Annotated in this window: 17 protein-coding genes; 12 read left to right on the top strand and 5 right to left on the bottom strand. The window is 72.8% G+C overall.

Annotated features, from left to right (window positions below; all coding sequences use genetic code 11):
* Window positions 1-178: 178 nt before the first annotated feature.
* From KK097_RS10725 to KK097_RS10715, 3 genes are read right to left on the bottom strand one after another with little or no spacing between them, the layout of a single operon-like run.
* Window positions 179-1195: a transporter substrate-binding domain-containing protein gene (locus tag KK097_RS10725; protein ID WP_214544713.1), complete on the bottom strand. Its 1017-nt coding sequence runs from the start codon at window positions 1193-1195 to the stop codon at window positions 179-181.
* A gap of 40 nt (window positions 1196-1235) precedes the next feature.
* Window positions 1236-2009 carry an amino acid ABC transporter ATP-binding protein gene (locus KK097_RS10720; RefSeq protein ID WP_214544711.1) on the bottom strand — a complete coding sequence of 258 codons (774 nt, stop codon included), beginning with the start codon at window positions 2007-2009 and terminating at the stop codon, window positions 1236-1238.
* Window positions 2009-3124, bottom strand: a complete 1116-nt coding sequence (locus KK097_RS10715; RefSeq protein WP_214544709.1) for an amino acid ABC transporter permease — start codon at window positions 3122-3124, stop codon at window positions 2009-2011. Before KK097_RS10715 ends, KK097_RS10720 begins: the two co-directional genes overlap by 1 nt.
* 153 nt (window positions 3125-3277) lie before the next feature.
* Here KK097_RS10715 and KK097_RS10710 point away from each other — a divergent pair, with 153 nt between their 5' ends.
* From KK097_RS10710 to KK097_RS10695, 4 genes are all read left to right on the top strand, one after another.
* The gene (locus tag KK097_RS10710) at window positions 3278-3529 is read left to right on the top strand and encodes a DUF4287 domain-containing protein (RefSeq protein WP_214544708.1); all 252 of its coding nucleotides are present in this window, start codon (window positions 3278-3280) and stop codon (window positions 3527-3529) included.
* A 92-nt stretch (window positions 3530-3621) separates the two neighbouring features.
* A complete protein-coding gene (locus KK097_RS10705) occupies window positions 3622-4629 on the top strand; it encodes a putative endonuclease domain-containing protein (protein WP_214544707.1) in 1008 nt (335 codons plus the stop codon).
* Between the two features lie 82 nt (window positions 4630-4711).
* Window positions 4712-6133, top strand: a complete 1422-nt coding sequence (locus KK097_RS10700) for an alpha/beta fold hydrolase (protein WP_214544706.1) — start codon at window positions 4712-4714, stop codon at window positions 6131-6133.
* Window positions 6130-7680 carry a GMC family oxidoreductase gene (locus KK097_RS10695; protein WP_214544705.1) on the top strand — a complete coding sequence of 517 codons (1551 nt, stop codon included), beginning with the start codon at window positions 6130-6132 and terminating at the stop codon, window positions 7678-7680. The genes KK097_RS10700 and KK097_RS10695 overlap by 4 nt, the downstream gene beginning before the upstream one ends.
* Window positions 7681-7729: 49 nt before the next feature.
* Here the strand turns inward: KK097_RS10695 and KK097_RS10690 are convergent, their stop codons facing one another.
* Both KK097_RS10690 and KK097_RS10685 read right to left on the bottom strand, forming a co-directional pair.
* Window positions 7730-8296 (bottom strand): GIY-YIG nuclease family protein, encoded by a 567-nt coding sequence (locus KK097_RS10690; protein WP_214544704.1) that lies wholly within the window; start codon window positions 8294-8296, stop codon window positions 7730-7732.
* A gap of 498 nt (window positions 8297-8794) precedes the next feature.
* A complete protein-coding gene (locus tag KK097_RS10685; RefSeq protein WP_214544703.1) occupies window positions 8795-9640 on the bottom strand; it encodes a siderophore-interacting protein in 846 nt (281 codons plus the stop codon).
* An 84-nt stretch (window positions 9641-9724) separates the two neighbouring features.
* Here KK097_RS10685 and KK097_RS10680 point away from each other — a divergent pair, with 84 nt between their 5' ends.
* The 8 genes from KK097_RS10680 (at window position 9725) to KK097_RS10645 (ending at window position 18100) form a co-directional block, all read left to right on the top strand.
* Window positions 9725-10417, top strand: coding sequence for a biliverdin-producing heme oxygenase (locus tag KK097_RS10680; RefSeq protein ID WP_214544702.1), 693 nt, complete (start codon window positions 9725-9727; stop codon window positions 10415-10417).
* 169 nt (window positions 10418-10586) lie between these two features.
* The gene (locus KK097_RS10675) at window positions 10587-13241 is read left to right on the top strand and encodes a phosphoenolpyruvate carboxylase (protein ID WP_214544700.1); all 2655 of its coding nucleotides are present in this window, start codon (window positions 10587-10589) and stop codon (window positions 13239-13241) included.
* A 329-nt stretch (window positions 13242-13570) separates the two neighbouring features.
* Window positions 13571-13906 carry an STAS domain-containing protein gene (locus KK097_RS10670; RefSeq protein ID WP_214531680.1) on the top strand — a complete coding sequence of 112 codons (336 nt, stop codon included), beginning with the start codon at window positions 13571-13573 and terminating at the stop codon, window positions 13904-13906.
* Window positions 13906-14319, top strand: a complete 414-nt coding sequence (locus KK097_RS10665) for an ATP-binding protein (protein ID WP_214544699.1) — start codon at window positions 13906-13908, stop codon at window positions 14317-14319. The genes KK097_RS10670 and KK097_RS10665 overlap by 1 nt, the downstream gene beginning before the upstream one ends.
* A 103-nt stretch (window positions 14320-14422) precedes the next feature.
* On the top strand, window positions 14423-15406 hold the full coding sequence (locus tag KK097_RS10660) for a helix-turn-helix transcriptional regulator (protein ID WP_214544698.1): 984 nt from the start codon (window positions 14423-14425) through the stop codon (window positions 15404-15406).
* A gap of 46 nt (window positions 15407-15452) precedes the next feature.
* Window positions 15453-16031, top strand: coding sequence for an RBBP9/YdeN family alpha/beta hydrolase (locus KK097_RS10655; RefSeq protein ID WP_214544697.1), 579 nt, complete (start codon window positions 15453-15455; stop codon window positions 16029-16031).
* Window positions 16032-16138: 107 nt separating this feature from the next.
* A complete protein-coding gene (locus KK097_RS10650; protein ID WP_214544696.1) occupies window positions 16139-17176 on the top strand; it encodes a hypothetical protein in 1038 nt (345 codons plus the stop codon).
* 78 nt (window positions 17177-17254) lie between these two features.
* Window positions 17255-18100 (top strand): Nif3-like dinuclear metal center hexameric protein, encoded by an 846-nt coding sequence (locus tag KK097_RS10645; RefSeq protein ID WP_214544695.1) that lies wholly within the window; start codon window positions 17255-17257, stop codon window positions 18098-18100.
* The last annotated feature ends 2 nt before the right edge of the window (window positions 18101-18102 follow it).

Below are 18102 nucleotides of genomic sequence, written 5' to 3'. Positions count from 1 at the left end.
CCCTCGAATACGCCGCCGCACGACCCATCACAACCACCCAAACGCTCAGGGCGTTGCAACCACCGATTGAACCCAAGAGGTCGTACGACCTCGACGGTGTCGCTCTGCATCAGCACCAAGCACGAGCACCAGGCATCAGGCATCAGCACCCGATGCGCCGAACCGGGCGCGCGCGGGCTCAGCTGTTGTCGAGCGGCAGACCCTCGGGGTTCACCTCGGACGTCTTCACGGCCTCGTTCGACAGGTTGTAGGCCGCGAGCCACTTCGCGTAGGTGCCGTCCTCGATGAGCTCGTTGATCGCCGCCGCGACGGGCTTCGCGATCCCGCTGCCCTGCTTCGTCGTCGCGGCGATGAGCCCCTGCAGGGACGAGCCGGCGCCGGAGTACGTGCCCGCGGTCGTCGTCGCCTTCGCCGTGCCCTTGCTCTGCCTGTTCTGGTAGGCGATCGTCGGGTTCGGACCGAAGTAGGCGTCGATCTTGCCCGAGTCGAGCGCGAGCCTCACCGCGTTGCCGTCCGGGTAGTACTTGATCGTGAAGTCCTCGCCCGTCGCCCGGAGCTCCTTCTGCCACTCGAGCAGGATGTTCTCCTGGTTCGTGCCGGAACTGACGGACAGCGTCTTGCCGGCGAGCACGGACGGGTCGCCGTCGAACCGCAGCGAGCTCGAGGCCAGCACCTGGAACGCCAGGTTGTCCTGCCGGTACGAGGCGAAGTCGTACTTCTCCTTGCGCTGTTCAGTGACCGTGACGTTCGAGAAGCCCGCGTCGTACTTGCCGCTGTCGATGCCGACGAACAGGTTGTCCCACGTGGCGTTCTGCACGTCCGCGCGCAGCCCGAGCTTCGCGGCGACGAGCCGTCCGAGGTCGGGCTCCGAGCCGGTGATCGTCTTCTGGTCGTCACCGGTGAAGGCGAGCGGCGGGAACCCGGCGGGCAGGGCACCCACGCCGATCGTCAGCGTGCCGGACTTCCGGACGGCGGCGGGGAGCGCGTCGTGCAGCTTCGTGTCCTCGGTGACCTCGAGGGTCGTCTCCTCCGCCGCACCGTTCGAGGCGGCGCCGATGGTGACGGAGCCGTCGGGCGCGCCGCTCGTGTCGGCGGAAGCGCCCGCGGAGCACCCGGCGAGGGCGACGACGACGCCGGCTGCGAGGACGAGGAAGCCGGCGCTGTTGCGGCAGCGGGCGGGGGTGATCGTGGACATGGTTCTCCTTGGGGTGCGTGCGGGAATCAGGGATCGGGGGTCAGCGGACGCGGGACAGGAAGTCCCTCGTGCGGGTGTGCTGCGGGTGGTCGAGCACCTGGGCCGGCGGCCCCTGCTCGACGACCCGCCCGTGGTCGAGGAACACGACGTGGTCGGCGACCTCGCGGGCGAAGGCGATCTCGTGGGTGACGATGACGAGCGTGGTGCCCGTGTCCGCCAACCCCCGGATGACCCCGAGCACCTCGCCGACGAGCTCCGGGTCGAGCGCCGAGGTCGGCTCGTCGAGCAGGACCACCGACGGCTCGAGCGCCAGGGCCCGGGCGATCGCGACGCGCTGCTGCTGCCCGCCGGACAACTGCCGGGGGCGGGCCGCGCCGCGGTCGCCGAGTCCGACCCGCTCGAGCAGGGTCTGTGCCCGCGCTCGGGCCGAGGCGACGGGGACCCCGGCGGCGATCGGCCCCTCGGCGACGTTCTCGAGCGCGGTGAGGTGCGGGAACAGGTTGAAGTGCTGGAACACGAACCCGATCCGGGCACGCTGCCGCAGGATGTGCCGCTCGGGCAGCTCCTTCCAGCGGGGCACCCCGTCGCGGCCGGTGCGCAGGCGGACGCCGATGGGCTCGTCGCCGACCGTGACGACCCCGCGGTCGAGCGGTTCGAGGTGGTTGATCGCCCGGAGCAGCGTGGACTTGCCGGAACCGGAGGGGCCGAGGACGACGGTCACGCTGCCGGACGGCAGCGACAGGTCGACGCCGTCGATGACGACGCTGTCCCCGAACGCCTTGACGGCCCCGTGGATCGCGATGGCGGCGCTCATCAGATGCTCCTGTCGTCGTCGGTGGAAGCAGACCCGGACGCGACCGCGCGCTCGGCGACGGCTGCCTGTGTGCGGCGACCCGCGCCTCCAGGCCGTCCCGGACCACGTCCGGTCCCGCCGCCCCGCAGCGCGCTCCGCACCCGCTGCCACGGTGTCGGCGGCAGCGCACGGACCGACCCGCGGGCCGTCCACCGCTCGACGTAGTACTGCACGATCGAGACCGCGCTGGTGAGCGCGAGGTACCAGATGGTGGCGACGACGAGCAGCAGGATGATGTCGCCCGGGTACGTGCTCGACAGGTTCTGCACCACGCCGAACAGGTCGAGCAGCGACACGTAGAACAGCAGCGACGACGCCTTGAGGAGCCCGACGACCTGGTTCACGAACGCCGGGACGATCGACCGCAGCGCCTGCGGCATGATCACCCGCACGAACTGCCGGCGACGGGGGAGCCCGAGCGCCTGCGCGGCCTCGTGCTGCCCGTGGTCGACGGCGAGCACCCCGGCGCGGACGATCTCGGACGCGTAGGCGATCTCACTGAGGCTCAGCCCGATGACCCCGATCGCCAGGTCGCCGAGCAGGTTCGCGGTCGGCACCTCGAACTGCGGCCCGAAGGGGATCCCGATGCCGATGGTCGGGTACAGCGATCCGAGGTTGTAGAGGAAGACGAGCACCAGGATGAGCGGCACCGACCGGAACAGCCACACGTACCCCCACGCCAGCCCGGACAGCACCGGGTTGTGCGACAGCCGGGCGATGGCCACCAGGATCCCGCCGGCGAAGCTGATCACGGCGCTCAGCGCGGTGGCGGTGAGCGTCAGCTGCAGGCCGGTCAGGACCGCCGGACTGAACAGCCACTTGCCGACGGCCGGCCAGCCCCACTGCTCGTTCGTGAACAGCGTCTCGCCGAAGTTCAGCAGCACGACGAGCACGAGGGCCGCGGCGATCCACCGCAGCGGGTGCCGCAACGGCACGACGGAACGGTCGAGTGCGGCGTGTCCGGCCGCGTCGATGGTCGCCGTCTCCGGCCTGGAGGCGCGGCTCGCCCCGGTCGTCCGGCCCGCGTCGTCGACGCTGGTCGCCTCCCACTGCGGGGCCCTGGTGGTCTCGGTCATGTCGCGACCGTAGGAGGGCCGGCCGACGCCGACAACGCCTCGCGCAACACCCCGCCACGCGGCGCAACACCCGGCCATCCGGCGCAACGCGGCGTCACAGAACGGTGTCTGCGTGACGTTCCGTGACGGACGACGGAGCGCTACCGTTGCGCCATGACAGCGCATCGTGTGACCGCCCCGGTGGCCCCGGCGGACGGCACCAAGGTGAAGGGTCCGGCGTCGTACTTCCCGAGCATCGAGACGACGTACGGGCGCCCGGTGCAGGAGTGGCTCGACCTGGTCGCCGACCGGCTCGACGACCACCAGCACATGGAGGTCGTCGGGTGGCTCAAGTCCGAGCACGGCCTGGGGCACGGGCATGCGAACGCCCTGGTCGCCTACGTGAAGCACGCGCTGGCCTCCTGAGCCGTCGTGCGGTGCGGTGCCGTGGCGGGTGTCGCTCGCGCTGCTCGCTGCGTGGTGCAGCGGGTGTCGGTGGTCGTTCCTAGCGTGGTGGGGTGGCCGAACCCGTCGATGCGTGGTGGCGCCGCCGACAGTGGTCGCGCGGCGAAGCGGTGCCGTACGCCGTCGGACAGTTCCGCGCCGACTGGGCGCCGTACCCGGTGCTCATCCGGCAGTACCACCCCGACTGGAACCACGGCGTCGTCCTGACCCAGGTCCCCCCGGCGGCCGAGGTCCTGCTCACCTGGGAGTGCGACGTCGGGCACGTCTTCGTCGCGACCCCGTCCGAACAGCGGTCCCGTCCGGGCCGTGAGCGCCGTCGCTCCGTGTGGTGCCCCGAGTGCGCGGTGCAGGCCCAGCCCCAGCGGTGGCCGGTGCTGCCCTCGGACTGGCCCCGGACGGTGCCCGTGCCGCAGCGGGTCGTCCGGAGCGCCGGACGACAGACCCTGCCCGCGGCTCCGGTGCGCGGGGTCCCGGCCGGAGCCGTCGCGTCGAGCCGTGCCCGCTCTCGTCGGCCCGTCGCCGGGTCCGCCGGCGCGGCCGGCTCGGCAGGGTCGGCCGGCGGTGCACCCCGTCGGGCCGCCCAGTCCGCTCCCCGCACGATCTGCTCGAAGACCCCGCGGCTGCCGTCGGGTGAGTCGTTCACGAGCGTCTGCGCCCCGGCGACGGCCTCGGCGGTCGAAGCCGAACTCCGGGGCATGCTGTCCGAGCGGTTCGCGTTCACGTACGACCACTCCGCCATCCGGCTCGACCGCCCGTTCTTCGACCACGTCGAGGCCTGGCCGGACATCATCCTGCCCGAGCTCCGCGTCGCCATCGAGTACGACTCCACCGGTCGGCACGGACTCGAGCACGTCGGACCCCGGCAGGAGACCGACCGCAGGAAGGACCGAGCCGTCCGCGCCGTGGGGTGGGAGGTCGTCCGCATCCGTACCGGGCGGCTGCCGGCGCTCGGCCCGTACGACCTACAGGTCTCGGGCATCTCCGGCCGGACCGTCGAGCGGCTGGCGGACACCCTGCGCGAGCTCCGGGGCGCGCTGTTCGTCGACGCCTACGCCCGGTGACGCCGCCGATCGGGGTACAGGCGCGGCGCGACGGGGTACGGCCCGGCTGGGAGCGGTCGCGAGCGACGGGTAGGTATACAGGGTGACCACCGTCTTCTGTCTCCACGCCCTCGGCGCGAGTTCCGAGGAGTTCGCGCTGCTGCGCGCTGAGCTCCTCGGCGACCTCGACCTGATCGGCATCGACCTGCCCGGCTTCGGTCGCAGCCCGGCGTCGTCCGGCACCACCGTCGAGGAGATGGCCGTCCTGGTGGAGCGCGCGATCGGGGCGAGCGGCTCGACGGAGTGGATGCTCCTCGGGCACTCGATGGGCGGCAAGGTCGCCACGGTGGTGGCCGACCGCACGATCTCCGGCGCGAACGGCCTGTTCGGGCTGCGAGCCGTGGTGCTCCTCGCCGCGTCCCCGCTCGCTCCCGAGCCGATGGACGACGACCGCCGCTGGACGATGCTCTCGTGGGCTGCCGGTGGCCCGATTGGCACCGAGGACGCCGAGGAGTTCGTCGCCGCCAACACCGCGGCACCCCTGGCGCCCGCGCGGCACAGTGCGGCGGTGCAGGACGTCGAGCGGACCGACCCCGCGGCCTGGACGGACTGGCTGTCCCGCGGCAGCCGCGAAGACTGGTCGGACGCCGCACCGAACCCGGTGCCCGCCCTGGTGCTCGCCGGTTCCGAGGACGGCGACCTCGATGCCGACGCCCAGCGTCGCCTGACCCTGCCGCACTGGCCGAACAGCGAGCTCCACGTCGTCGACGGCGCCGCCCACCTGCTGCCCTGGGAACAGCCGGAGACCGTCGGGCACCGCATCCGGGACTTCTGGCAGCGCCGCGTCACGGGGTCGCCGGTCGTCCCCGTGGAGCACGCCCGCGTGATCGCCTCGCCGCGGGTCAGCGCCCGGACCCGAGGGCTGCTCGCCGAGCGTGCCCTGCCTGACGACCCGGCCGCAGCACCCCACGCACTGACGCCGACGCAGTTGGACACCCTGCGTGCCGTCGCGCGGATCGTCGTCCCGCAGCCCGGCACCGACCAGGTCGACCTCGCACTGCGGGTCGACGCGCAGCTGGCCGCGGGGCTCGGCGACGGCTGGCGGCCGGACGGCCTGCCGGTGGACAGCGAGGCCTACCGTGCCGCGCTCGACGTGCTCGCCGCACCCGCCCGCGACGGGGTGCTCGACCAGGCCCTCGAGTCCGTGGCCGCCGGGCGGTACCGCGCCGATGGTGGTCTCGACGCCGAGCAGCTGCGCGCATGGTTCGAGGACGCCAGCGTCGACCTCGTGAAGCACTGGCTCGCACACCCCGCGACGATGGCCGCCATCGACTTCGACGGCTACGCGAACGGCGGCGACGGTGTCCGCAAGCAGGGCTTCCAGCTCCTCGCGGCGGGCGAGCGCGAGGCCTGGGAACCGGACGCCCCGACGGGGGCCGGTGCCGCGACCCCGAAGGACGCACCCGCCGGTGTCCCCGCCGCCACCACGATCGACACCGCACCGACGACCGGAGCAACACGATGAGACTCGACGGACAACGCACGTACGGTACGGACGACGTCGTCGACGTGGTGGTGGTCGGCACCGGGGCCGGGGGAGCACCGCTCCTCGCATCGCTGGCCCGCCGTGGCCTGTCGGTCGTCGCGCTCGAAGCCGGTCGCAACACCGAGCCGGGCGACCACGTGCCGGACGAGGTGGCCGCCCCCGGTGACATCAACTGGATGGACGAGCGGCTGAGCGGCGGTGGAGCCCCCACGGCCTTCGGCCCGAACAACAGCGGCACCGGTGTCGGCGGCTCGACGCTGCACTGGGGAGCGTTCACCCCGCGACCGAGCGAGCACGACCTGCGACTCCGCACCGAGAGCGGCGCGGGGCAGGACTGGCCGATCAGCCACGCCGAGCTCACCGGCTGGATCGAGCAGGTCGAGCACGACGTCGGCGTCGCCGGCCCCGAGCACTACCCGTGGGACCCGTCCCGCCGCTACCGGATGCGTCCGCCGGCCCGGAACGCCTCGTCCGACATGATGATGCGCGGCACCGCAGCGGCAGGGATCATCGCGACCGATGCCCCGGTCGGCCTGACCACCGAGGACCGCCACCAGGACCACCACGGACTGCGTCAGGCCTGCGTCGCGTGCGGGTCGTGCCACCAGGGCTGTCGCAACGGCTCGAAGGTGTCGATGGACACGACCTACCTGCCCGCCGCCGTCGCGTTCGGTGCTGAGATCCGTCCGGAGTCCTTCGTGCACGGTATCGAGTTGGACGCCGCGGGTCGGGTCGAGGCGGTCCTGTACACCGCTGGCGGGCGCGAGCACCGTCAGCGCTGCCGGTCCCTCGTTCTCGCCGCGGGCGGTGTCGAGACGCCGCGGTTGCTGCTGCACACCGGCGTCGGGAACGGCAGTGGGCAGGTCGGCCGGAACTTCACCGCGCACGGAGCCACCCAGGTGTGGGCACGGTTCGACGAGTCGATGCGGTCGTACCGCGGGTACCCGTCGTCGATCATCACCGAGGACTTCGTCCGACCGGCGGACGCGGACTTCGCGGGCGGCTACCTCATCCAGAGCCTGGGCGTGCAGCCGCAGACCTTCGCGACCTCGCTGGTGCGGGGTGGCGGACTCCGCGGTGCCGAGCTCGTCCGGGCGCTGCAGGACTACCCGTTCTCGGCCGGCGTCGGCATCAACGCCGAGTGCCTGCCCTACGACGACAACCGGCTCGAGCTCACCGACGAGCTCGACGAGCACGGCGTCCCGCGTGCCCGGGTCTCGTTCACCCCGGGTTCCAACGAGGAAGCGATCCGCCGCCACGCTGTCCGCACCATGACGACCATCGTCGAGGCGGCGGGTGGCACGGACGTCCGGGTCCTCGACCGCACCGCGCACACGATCGGCACGGCGCGGATGGGCACGGACCGCGAGACCTCCGTCGTCGACCAGGACGGCCGCTCGTGGGACGTCCCGAACCTGTGGATCGCCGACAACTCGGTGTTCCCGAGCGCGGTCATCGCGAACCCCGCCCTGACGATCATGGCGCTCTCACTCCGCACCGCCGACCGCATGCTGCAGGCCGCCTGAGCAGGCGCTCCGACCGGCTGAGCACACGCCCCGACCGCCCGGTTGCAGCTCAGCCCCGCAGCGCGAGCGCCTCGCTCGTCCACCGGGCGTGCAGGTCCCACGGGTCGTCGACCCCGGCGGCGACGGTCTCGACGTGCGCGAGCAGCTCCGGCGTCACCCGGAACCACTCGGTGCCCGAGTACCGGCTGGCGGCGAAGGTGGCGTGGCGGCGGCGTTCCAGCGTCCGGTCGCCCCGCTCGAAGGCCAGTAGGTCCTGGTGCGGGATCGCCGCGAGCCGCTGCCGCGGGTTCATCGTCGTGCCGATCTTGATGCGGTCGCCGAAGTCGTCCCGCATCCGCAGGTAGTAGACGACGTCGACCCGAGGGGGAGCGAGGTCCCCGTCGGGCACGTCACCCCAGCGCCACTCGCACCGGGCACACACCGCACCGGAGGCGTACCGCACACCGATCCGCGACCCACACGCCGGGCACGGGCCGGGCAGGGCGTCCTCGATTCCCGGGTGCTCGGTGGCGAACTCGGTGACCAGCGCGACGTGCGCGCCGCAGAGCGGGAGGCCCGCGAGCCCATCAGCGGGCTCGCCCGCGCAACCCGGCACGCAGCACGAGGAGGTGACCATGCGCCGAACGCTAGCCCAACCCACCGACGTGCCCCGGGCCTCCCGGTCGCTCGCGCCGCCCCTGACGTACCGGGCGTCCTTGGCGGAACCGGGCGTACTCGGCGGAACCGGGCGTACCTGGTCGAATCGGGCGTACCTGGTCGAACCGGGCGTACCTGGTCCGTTGTTCCGACCAGGTACGCCCGTTCCCACCAGCCATCGCGCCCGCTCTGGGAAGAACCGGGCAGGCCTGCCAGGACCGTGCGCGCCTGGGGGAGCCGGGCGTACCTACCAAGAACGGGCGTACCTGATCCGTTGTTCCGACCAGGTACGCCCGTTCCCACCAGCCATCGCGCCCGCTCTGGGAAGAACCGGGCATGCCTGCCAAGACCGGGCGTACCTACCAAGACCGGGCGTACCTGCCAAGGCCGGGCGTACCTGCCAAGACCGGGCGTATCTGCCAAGACCGGGCGTACCTGCGAGAACCAAGCACCACCACCACCAGCCCGAACACCGCCGTCAGTCGGTGAAGATCACCCCGACGGGCTCGCGCTTCTCCTCCTGGAACTCGTCCTCACCACGACCGAGCGCCCAGTACGCCGACAACGACATCTCACGCTTCTCCAGCCCCCAGTCGTCCTGCAGCAGCCGACGGATCGCCTTCATCGCGGTCCGCTCGCCGTGCGCGAAGACCTGCACCGGCCGGGAGGCGCGTGGCAGCCCGCGGGCCGTCTCCAGCAGGAGCGTGCCCGGCTGGGCGCCGGTGGCGTCCCGGTGCAGCCACCGCAGGTCGACCCCGGCCGGGTGCCGGAGGTCCTGCTCGTCTGCGGGCCCGGCCACCTCGACCAGGGCGACGCCCGTGGCGGTGTCGGGCATCGACTCGAGTGCGGCGCCGATCGCGGGCAGGGCGCTGTCGTCACCGAGCAGCACGTGCGTGACCGTCGGGTCGGTGGTCGGCGCGTAGCCGCCACCGGGTCCGGACAGGGCGAGTCGATCGCCCGGCTGCGCGGACGCTGCCCAGGGACCGGCGAGGCCCTCGTCGCCGTGCACGACGAAGTCGATCGCGATGGTGCGGGTGGTGTGGTCGACCGCGCGCACGGTGTAGGTGCGGCGGGCGGGCCGGTCCTGCTTCGGCAGGGTCTCGCGCAGGGCCTCGAGGTCGTAGGGCGGCACGAGTCCGAGCGACGGCTTCGCGAGCAGGAGCTTGACGTACTTGTCGGTCGCACCGAGCCGGTCGGGGTCGGCCTGGGCGACGAAGTCCTCGAAGGCCGAGCCGCCCAGGTGCACGCGCACCATGTGGGGCGAGAGCCGCTCGGTTCGGTCGACGACGAAGACGTGCTGGGGGCGCTTGGGTTTCGAGCTCATCGTGGGGGAGCTTCCTCTCGCAGGTTCGGCGCCACCTGGGTGATCCCTGCTTGACGCGCGCATCACTAAGGTTAGCCTTACCTCATGGACTCGACCGTCATCCCGTTCTCCGAGCTGCTGCGGCGTCGCACGCGGCGCTCGCACGGTGCCTCGGCCACGAGCGGCTTCATGCAGGACCTGCTCGGCGGTGACTGCGACGTCGCCGACTACGCGGACCTGCTCGGTCAGTACGCCTTCGTGTACGACGCGCTCGAACGGGCCGCGGAACGCATGGCGGACCACCCCGTGGCGGCACCGTTCGTCACCGCGCAGCTCACCCGGATGCCGGCGATCCGCGCCGACCTCGAGTACCTCATCGGCCCGGACTGGTCCGAGCTGGTGTGCCCGCTCCCCGCGACGACCGCGTACGTGCGCCGGCTCAACGAGGTCGCGGCCGAGTGGCCAGGGGGCTTCGTGGCGCACCACTACACGCGCTACCTCGGCGACGTGTCCGGCGGCCACGTGATCGGCCAGGTGCTGGCCGATCGGTTCGGGTTCGACACGAACGGTGTCCTCTTCTACATCTTCGACCAGGTCGCCGACCCGGGCGACTTCGAGCACACCTACCGGGCACAGCTGGATGCCGCGCCCTGGTCGGCCGAGGAGCAGGAGCAGGTCATCGCCGAGGTCGAGCTGGCCTACGAGCTGAACCGCGGGCTGCTCGCGGGACTCGATGCCCGGCGTGCTCCGTTCCGTCAGGAGCCCGGCGGCGCGTCGATCGCCACCGTCACGGCCTGACCCAGTGCCGGACCCGTCCGCGCCGGCACCGTCACGGCCTGACCCGGCACCTGGACGCGTCCGCCTCGGTGCCCCGCGTCCGTCCGGACGGTCGACGTCATGCGCCCCCGGGTGCCGATACGCTGCTGGGACCCGGGACCAGCCTCCCGGACGACCCGGAAAGGACTCCATGACGGCGATCGACGGATCTGCACGCCACGAGCGCGCGCGGGACGACGTCAGCGGCGCGGTCGACAGTGACCTGCGCGCCGACGTGCGGTACCTCGGCAACCTGCTCGGCCGGGTGCTGCGGGAGAACGGGGGCGACGAACTGCTCCACGACGTGGAGTCGTTGCGCGCCGCCGTGATCGACGCCTACGAGGGCGACCACGCCGAGGGCGCAGCGCGGGCCCAGGCCATCGTCTCCGGCATGTCGGCCGAACGCGCCGAGGCCGTGGCACAGGCGTTCACCACCTACTTCCACCTCACCAACCTCGCCGAGGAGCACCACCGCGTGCGGGTCCTCCGGCAGCGCGGCGACGACGGCGGCGTGGCGGGGGACTCGTTCCCCGCCACCTACGCCGAGCTCGTCGCCGAGGTCGGCGAGGCCGAAGCCGCCGAGCGGCTCCGGACCCTGCGGTTCCACCCGGTGCTGACGGCGCACCCGACCGAGGCCCGCCGGCGAGCGGTCACCACGGGCGTCCGCCGCATCACCGACCTCATCGACGAGCGCGACCGTGCCCGCAACGCCACGGCCCGCGCCGAGAACGAGCGTCGCCTGCTCGAGGAGATCACGACCCTCCTGCGCACCTCGCCCCTCCGGACCACCCGGCCGACCCCGCTCGACGAGGTCCGCACCGCCATGAGCGTGTTCGACCAGACACTGTTCGAGATCGTCCCGCAGGTCTACCGCCTGCTCGACGACCGGCTGCAGGGCGACGACGCCGGCCGTGCTCCGGTGATCGCCCCCGCCTTCGTGCGCTTCGGCACCTGGATCGGCGGCGACCGCGACGGCAACCCGCACGTCACGGCCGAGGTCACGCGCCAGGCGGCGGAGATCGCGGCGGAGCACATCCTGCTCGGCCTCGCCCGCGCGACCACCCGCATCGGCAGCGCCCTGACCCTCGACGCGAGCGACACCCCGGCCGACGCCGGGCTGACCGCCCTCGTCGCGTCGCAGGAGTCGCTCGACCCGGGCATCGCGGAGCGCATCGGTGTCCGCGCACCGAACGAGACGCACCGACGTGCGCTCCTGTTCGTCGCCGCGCGCATCGACGCCACCCGGACCGGCACCGCGCTCGCCTACGACGGCCCCGAGGCGTTGCTGGCCGACCTCCGTGTCATCCAGGCGTCGCTCATCGCCGCCGGTGCGATCCGGCCGGCGAACGGCGAACTGCAGAACCTCATCTGGCAGGTCGAGACCTTCGGCTTCCACCTGGCCGAGCTCGAGGTCCGCCAGCACTCGCAGGTGCACCGCACGGCCCTCGCCGAGATCCGCGCCGGTGGCGAACTGAGCGAGACCACGGAAGAGGTCCTCGCCGTCTTCCGCACGATCGCCGGGCTGCAGTCCCGTTACGGCGTCCGCGCGGCGAACCGGTACATCGTGTCCTTCACGCAGTCCCCGGCGGACCTCGCGAACGTGCACGAACTCGCGGTCGCCGCCCTCGGGTCGGCCGAGGCCGCTCCGGTGCTCGACGTCATCCCGCTGTTCGAGACCTTCGCCGACCTGCACGCCAGCGTCGACATCCTCGACGAGGCCGTCCGCACCGAGGCGTTCCAGCGGCGCCTCGCCGCGACCGGTCGTCGGCTCGAGGTCATGCTCGGCTACTCGGACTCGTCGAAGGACGTCGGCCCGGTGTCCGCGAACCTGGCGCTCTACGACGCCCAGGCCCGCATCGCCGACTGGGCTCGCGACAACGACATCGAGCTGACCCTGTTCCACGGCCGCGGCGGTTCGCTCGGCCGCGGTGGCGGTCCCGCCAACGAGGCCGTCCTCGCGCAGCCGCCGGGGTCGATCGACGGCCGGCTCAAGCTCACCGAGCAGGGCGAGGTCATCTTCGCCCAGTACGGCGACCAGGACATCGCAGCCCGCCACCTCGAGCAGATGGCCTCGGCGACACTGTTCGCCTCGTCGCCGTCGAACGAGGCGCGCACCGCCGCCGCGGCCGCTCGGTTCGCCGACCTCGCCCAGCAGCTCGACGACGTCTCGCGCGTCGCTTTCTACGACCTGGTCAAGGCCGACGGCTTCGCGCCGTGGTTCGCCCGGGTCACCCCGATGGAGGAGATCGGCCTGCTGCCCCTCGGCTCCCGTCCGGCCCGTCGTGGCCTGTCGGTGGAGTCGCTGGAGGACCTCCGGGCCATCCCGTGGGTGTTCTCGTGGACGCAGGCCCGCATCAACCTCGCCGGCTGGTACGGGCTCGGCTCCGCGCTCGAGGCCGTCGGCGACGTCGACGTGCTCCGCGCCGCGTACGCCGAGTGGCCGCTGTTCGCCGCGATGATCAAGAACGTCGAGATGTCGCTCGCGAAGACCGACGAGCACATCGCCCGCCGGTACCTCGAGCTCGCCGACCGCGACGACCTCGCCGCGAAGGTGCTCGACGAGATGGTGCGCACCCGCGACTGGGTGCTCCGTGTCTCCGGTGGCAGCGACGTGCTCGAGGACCGCCCCGTCCTCGCGCGTGCCGTCCGGCTCCGCAGTCCCTACGTCGACGCCCTGTCGCACCTGCAGCTCCGTGCGCTGCGCGCCATCCGCACGTCCGGCAGCACCGACCCGACGGACGCCGACCACCGGCTCCTGCTCCTCACCGTGAACGGGATCGCCGCCGGCCTGCAGAACACGGGCTGACGCCCGGAACCGCCGGACGGGAGGCCCGGTGCCAGCTGGCACCGGGCCTCCCGTTGCGTCCGCGCGCACGTCGCAGGTCGCTCGAGCGCCGGCGAGATCTCGGGACACGCCGCGTGAGCGCCGGCGAGATGTCGCGAACCGTCGGACGCGCGGCCGCCGAGCGAACAATCGTGACCTCTCGGCGGACGTGAGCGGGGTGTCGTGACCGCTCGCGGCGGCGTCGGTCATGGTCCGGGTGACGGCGACTCGGCGACATCGTGACCATTCCGAGGCGTCGAGCCGGTAGGTTGCTGCTTGCAAGGCGCACCGATCTGAGGAGACCAACCGAGATGGACATCGTCGTACACGAGGCGGAGACCGACACCGCCGTCATGGAGTGCAGCGGCCGACTCAACATGGTCTCGGCGCCCACGTTCCGCGAAACGGTCGCGCAGATCGTCGGGAACGGGCGTTCGCGGCTCGTCGTCGAGCTCTCCGGGGTCGAGTTCATGGACTCCTCCGGCCTCGGCGCACTGGTCGGCAGCCTGAAGACCGCCCGACAGGCCGGCGGAGACCTCCGCATCGCGGCACCGTCGGAGCAGGTCCAGATGGTCCTGAAGCTCTCGAACATCGACAAGATCCTGCGGACGTACCCCGACGGGGACGCCGCGGTGACCGACTGGTGATGACCGCCCCCGTCGCCGAGCACATGCTCGCACTGGCGTGCCCGCCGGACGACGTGTCGGCCGTGCACGACTTCCTCGCGGGCGTGTGGCAGCACGACCCCTCCGTCTCCGCCGAGGACCGGATGGCCCTCGAACTCGCCCTCGTCGAGCTGACCTCGAACGTCATCGAGCACGGCGCCCGAGCCGACGGCGTGTCGTGCGAGCTCCGTCTCGAGATCGGCATCGAGCGGTTCCAGGCCCTGCTGTCCGACGACGGGGTCGCTGCGACGGTCGACCCGGACGCGGCCGAGCTGCCGGACGACTTCGCCGAGGGCGGTCGTGGTCTGGCCCTCGTCCGCATGGTCGTCGACGACCTGCGGTACGAGCGCGTCGCCGACCGGAACCGGTGGACGGTCCTGCGCGACCGCCACTGATCGCTCCGGACGGTCATCCGCGCAGCGCACTCGACCGGCCGTAAACCGCAATGACGCGGTGGGGATTGCTGCGCATCCCGGACACCGTGTCACGATCTGCGCGATGACTGTCGAACCCGATCCCCGGATCCGGTTCGAGACGTCCGGTTCCGGACTCGACGCCGCCGTGCAGCTGTACGAAGAGGCCTACGAGAGCAACGGGTTCTCGGCGTCCCGGACCGATCGCCCGTTCGCGTACCGGTTCCAGGTGGTGGGCAACGACGCGATGACCTTCCGCTCCACCCGGTTCGACGGGCGGATGCAGGGCGAGGTCGAGGTCCCCGACGAGTACGTCGTGATGTGGACCTCCGACGGCGGGGGACGGGTGGACGTCGGGCGCCAGGAGGTCGACTTCGCGCCCGGGACGCCCCGGGTCTTCCCCACCAGGCGCCCCTTCGTCTTCGACCTGCAGGACATCCGGCAGAGCCTGGTGCAGTTCGACCGCGCGTACCTCGAGGGCGTCGCCGCCGAGGTGCACGGCACCCGCCCCGGTCCCCTCGTCTTCGACCACACCGCCCTGCCGCGGCCCGAGGACCTCCGCGCATGGAACATGCAGGTCCAGCGAGCCGCGTCGGTGGTGCTCGGCCAGGCGCCGCTCGCCTCGCTCGCCCTCGCCGAGACCGTGCGCGAGACCGCGCTGTCCTTCCTCCAGACGTTCCCGCACGAGTCCATCGCCCCCGACGTCGCCCTGCCGCAGGGTGCCACCGGCCGGGTACGCCAGGCCCTGGAGTTCATGCACGCCTTCGCCCACACGCCCGTGACCACCACCGACGTCGCCGAGCATGTCGGACTGAGCGTCCGCGGGCTGCAGCAGGCCTTCCAACGGCAGGTGGGCACGGCGCCGAACGCGTTGCTCCGCGGTATCCGGCTGGACCGCGTGCACGAGGAGCTCCGTCGGGGGTCGGCGGGTGAGCTCACCGTGGCGAGCGTCGCGCTGCGCTGGGGCTTCGCGCACCTCGGCCGGTTCTCCGCGGCGTACGCGATGCGCTTCGGCCAGTACCCGCGCGACACCCTGCAGCAGCCGCGCGGCGCAGTCACGCAGCCCTGACCCCGCGACGCGCCCACCTCGCCGACCCGTTCGCTACGCTGCCCGGGTGAGCAGACAGCGACCGTGGGTGATCGTCCCCGGGATCTGGAACTCGGACCCGGACCACTGGCAGTCCGTGTGGCAGCGGGAGCACGATCAGCGGCGCGCCGCGGTCCGCATCGCCCCGGCCTCCTGGAGCGAACCCGACCCGGACGACTGGCGTGCCGCGATCTCGAGGGCAGTTGCCGCGTGTCCCGGACCCCCGGTGCTCATCGCCCACAGCCTCGGCGTGCTGGCCGTCGCCGACTGGCTCGCCAGCACCACCGATGCGCCCGACCGTGTCGCCGGGGCGTTCCTCGTCGCCCCGCCCGACCCGCTCGGTGGACCGTTCCCGGCCGAGGCGTCCGGCTTCGCGGCGCCACGGCCGGTGCCCGCGGGGCAGCAGGTCCCGACGCGGCTGGTCGTGAGCGACGACGACCCGTACTGCAGCGCGGATCGAGCCCTCGCCTTCGCGCAGGTCATGGGCGCGCAGAGCGTCCGCGTCGGCGCCCTCGGACACGTCAACGTCGCGAGTGGTGTGGGGCCGTGGCCCACCGGTCGAGCACTGCTGCGGACGTTCGAGGACGGCATCCGACCGCCACGGTGAACCATGCGCGCGACACGCCGTTCAGGTTCGGCCCGATATGGCAGGCCGTGCAGCGACACACCGCGGATGTCCGACGTTTCGGCGTCGGCGATATTTATCCTTCGGACATGGAGACCCAGTCCGGCGCACGCACCCCGCTCGTGGACCCGTTCGGCCGCGAGCTCGAGGAGTGGCTCCGCGACGCCCCGGCGACCCGCGCCCCGTACGTACCGGACCTCGTCGTCCCGCCCGTCACCGGGCCCGTGCAGCGCCCCGGCTTCACCGTGGCGCCCCCGGCCGACGAGGCGGCCGCACCGGCACCGATCGACGCTCCCGCCTTCCGTCGCGACCGTGCACGCCACGCCGCCGTGTGCGCCCCCTCGTTCCCGGAGCCACCCGAGCGTCTGGCGCTCCGCATCGAGGACCTGGCCGTCGAGGTCTCGTCGTCCACCGGCCGCAGCACCGTCGACCGCATCGTCCTGCTCGAGGACGAGATCCGCCGCCGCGACGAGGACCTCGCGCGCCTCGCCGCGTGGGAAGCCACCGTCGCCGGCTCCGACGACCCCGAGGTGACGGCCGCCCGCGCCTTCGCCCACACCGTCTTCGCCGACCTGCTGGCCGACGCCGCCGCCGAGGCGGACCGCCGCGACCGCGCAGCAGCCCGTCGCGCCGCGACCACCCCCGTCCCGCTCGTCACCCGGCGTGCAACGGCATCTGCACAGGCACAGGCACCTGCGGCGGCAGCCGCTTCCGCCGCAGCACCGATCACGACCGTCGCGCCGGCCGTGGAACTCGTCACCCCGGAACGCGACGAAGCCGTGCGACCGGTGCCGGGCCTCCCGTCCGTGTCCCCGGTGTCCGCGACCACGCGACCCACCCCGCTCGTCCTGCCCGCCACCGGGCCGACGGTCATCGACCGCGCGGCCTTCGCCGCCGCGCTCACCGCGCACCAGGGCGTCACCGCGAGCACGCCGGTGGTCCTGCCGGACGCCGTCGCGGCGCCGGTCCTCGACACGTCGGACACCCTGACCGAGGCTCCGGCCGAAGCCGCCGAAGCCGCCGAAGCCGCCGAAGCCGCCGAAGCGGCCGAAGCGGCCGAAGCCGCTCCCGCCGGCTGGTGGTCGCGACTCGTCGCCCGTCTGCTCGGCCTGCTCGGTCGCCGCTGACGGACTGCCTGGAGGCCCGGATCGCCCCACGCGGACCGGCTGCCCCTGCCGGGGCGGCCGCCTCGGTAGACTGACGGGATGCCGACGCTCCGCGAACTCCAGGCCGTGATCGAGGACCTGTGGCCCGCCGCCGGTGCCGAGTCGTGGGACGCCGTCGGGCTCGTCGCGGGCGACCCGGACGCCACCGTCGAGCACGTGCACCTCGCCGTCGACGCGGTCCCGGCCACCGCCCGTGAAGCCGTCGAACTCGGCGCCGGACTCCTCCTGACGCACCACCCGCTGCTGCTCCGTGGTGTCACGACCATCGCCGAGTCGACGTACAAGGGCAGCGTCCTCGCGACCCTCGTGCGCGGCGGCAGCGGCCTGCTCGCGGCGCACACCAACGCCGACGTCGTGACGACCGGCACCTCGGCCGTCCTCGCCGACCGCCTCGGTTTGACGGAGCAGCACCCCCTCGACCCCGGGGCGGACCCCGCGACGGGGATCGGTCGCGTCGGCGTGCTGCCGGAGGGGACGACCCTCGGCGCCCTCGCCCGGAAGCTCGTCGACCTGCTGCCGCCCACGGCGACCGGCGTCCGCGTCTCCGGCGACTTCGACCAGCCCCTCCGCACCGTGGCGCTCTGCGCGGGCGCGGGTGACTCGCTCCTCGGGCACCCCGCCGTGCTCGACGCCGACGTCTACATCACGAGCGACCTGCGCCACCACCCGGCCTCCGAGTTCCGCGAACAGGCGCTCCTCGGCGGCGGGCCGGCGCTCATCGACACCTCGCACTGGGCCACCGAGTGGCTCTGGCTCGACGTCGCGGCGGAACAGCTGCGCAGCCGCGCCGGGGTCCGCGTCACCGTGAGCGACCTCCGCACCGACCCGTGGGACTTCGCCGTCCTGCCGGCCGCCGAACCCACCACCCCCACAGAAGGAGCCTGACC

The sequence above is a fragment of the Curtobacterium flaccumfaciens genome, assembly GCF_018598405.1.
In the GTDB taxonomy this organism is placed as follows: Bacteria; Actinomycetota; Actinomycetes; order Actinomycetales; family Microbacteriaceae; genus Curtobacterium; species Curtobacterium aurantiacum.
The sequence above is the reverse complement of the archived record's forward strand: the minus strand, read 5'-3'. Positions and strand labels throughout refer to the sequence as shown.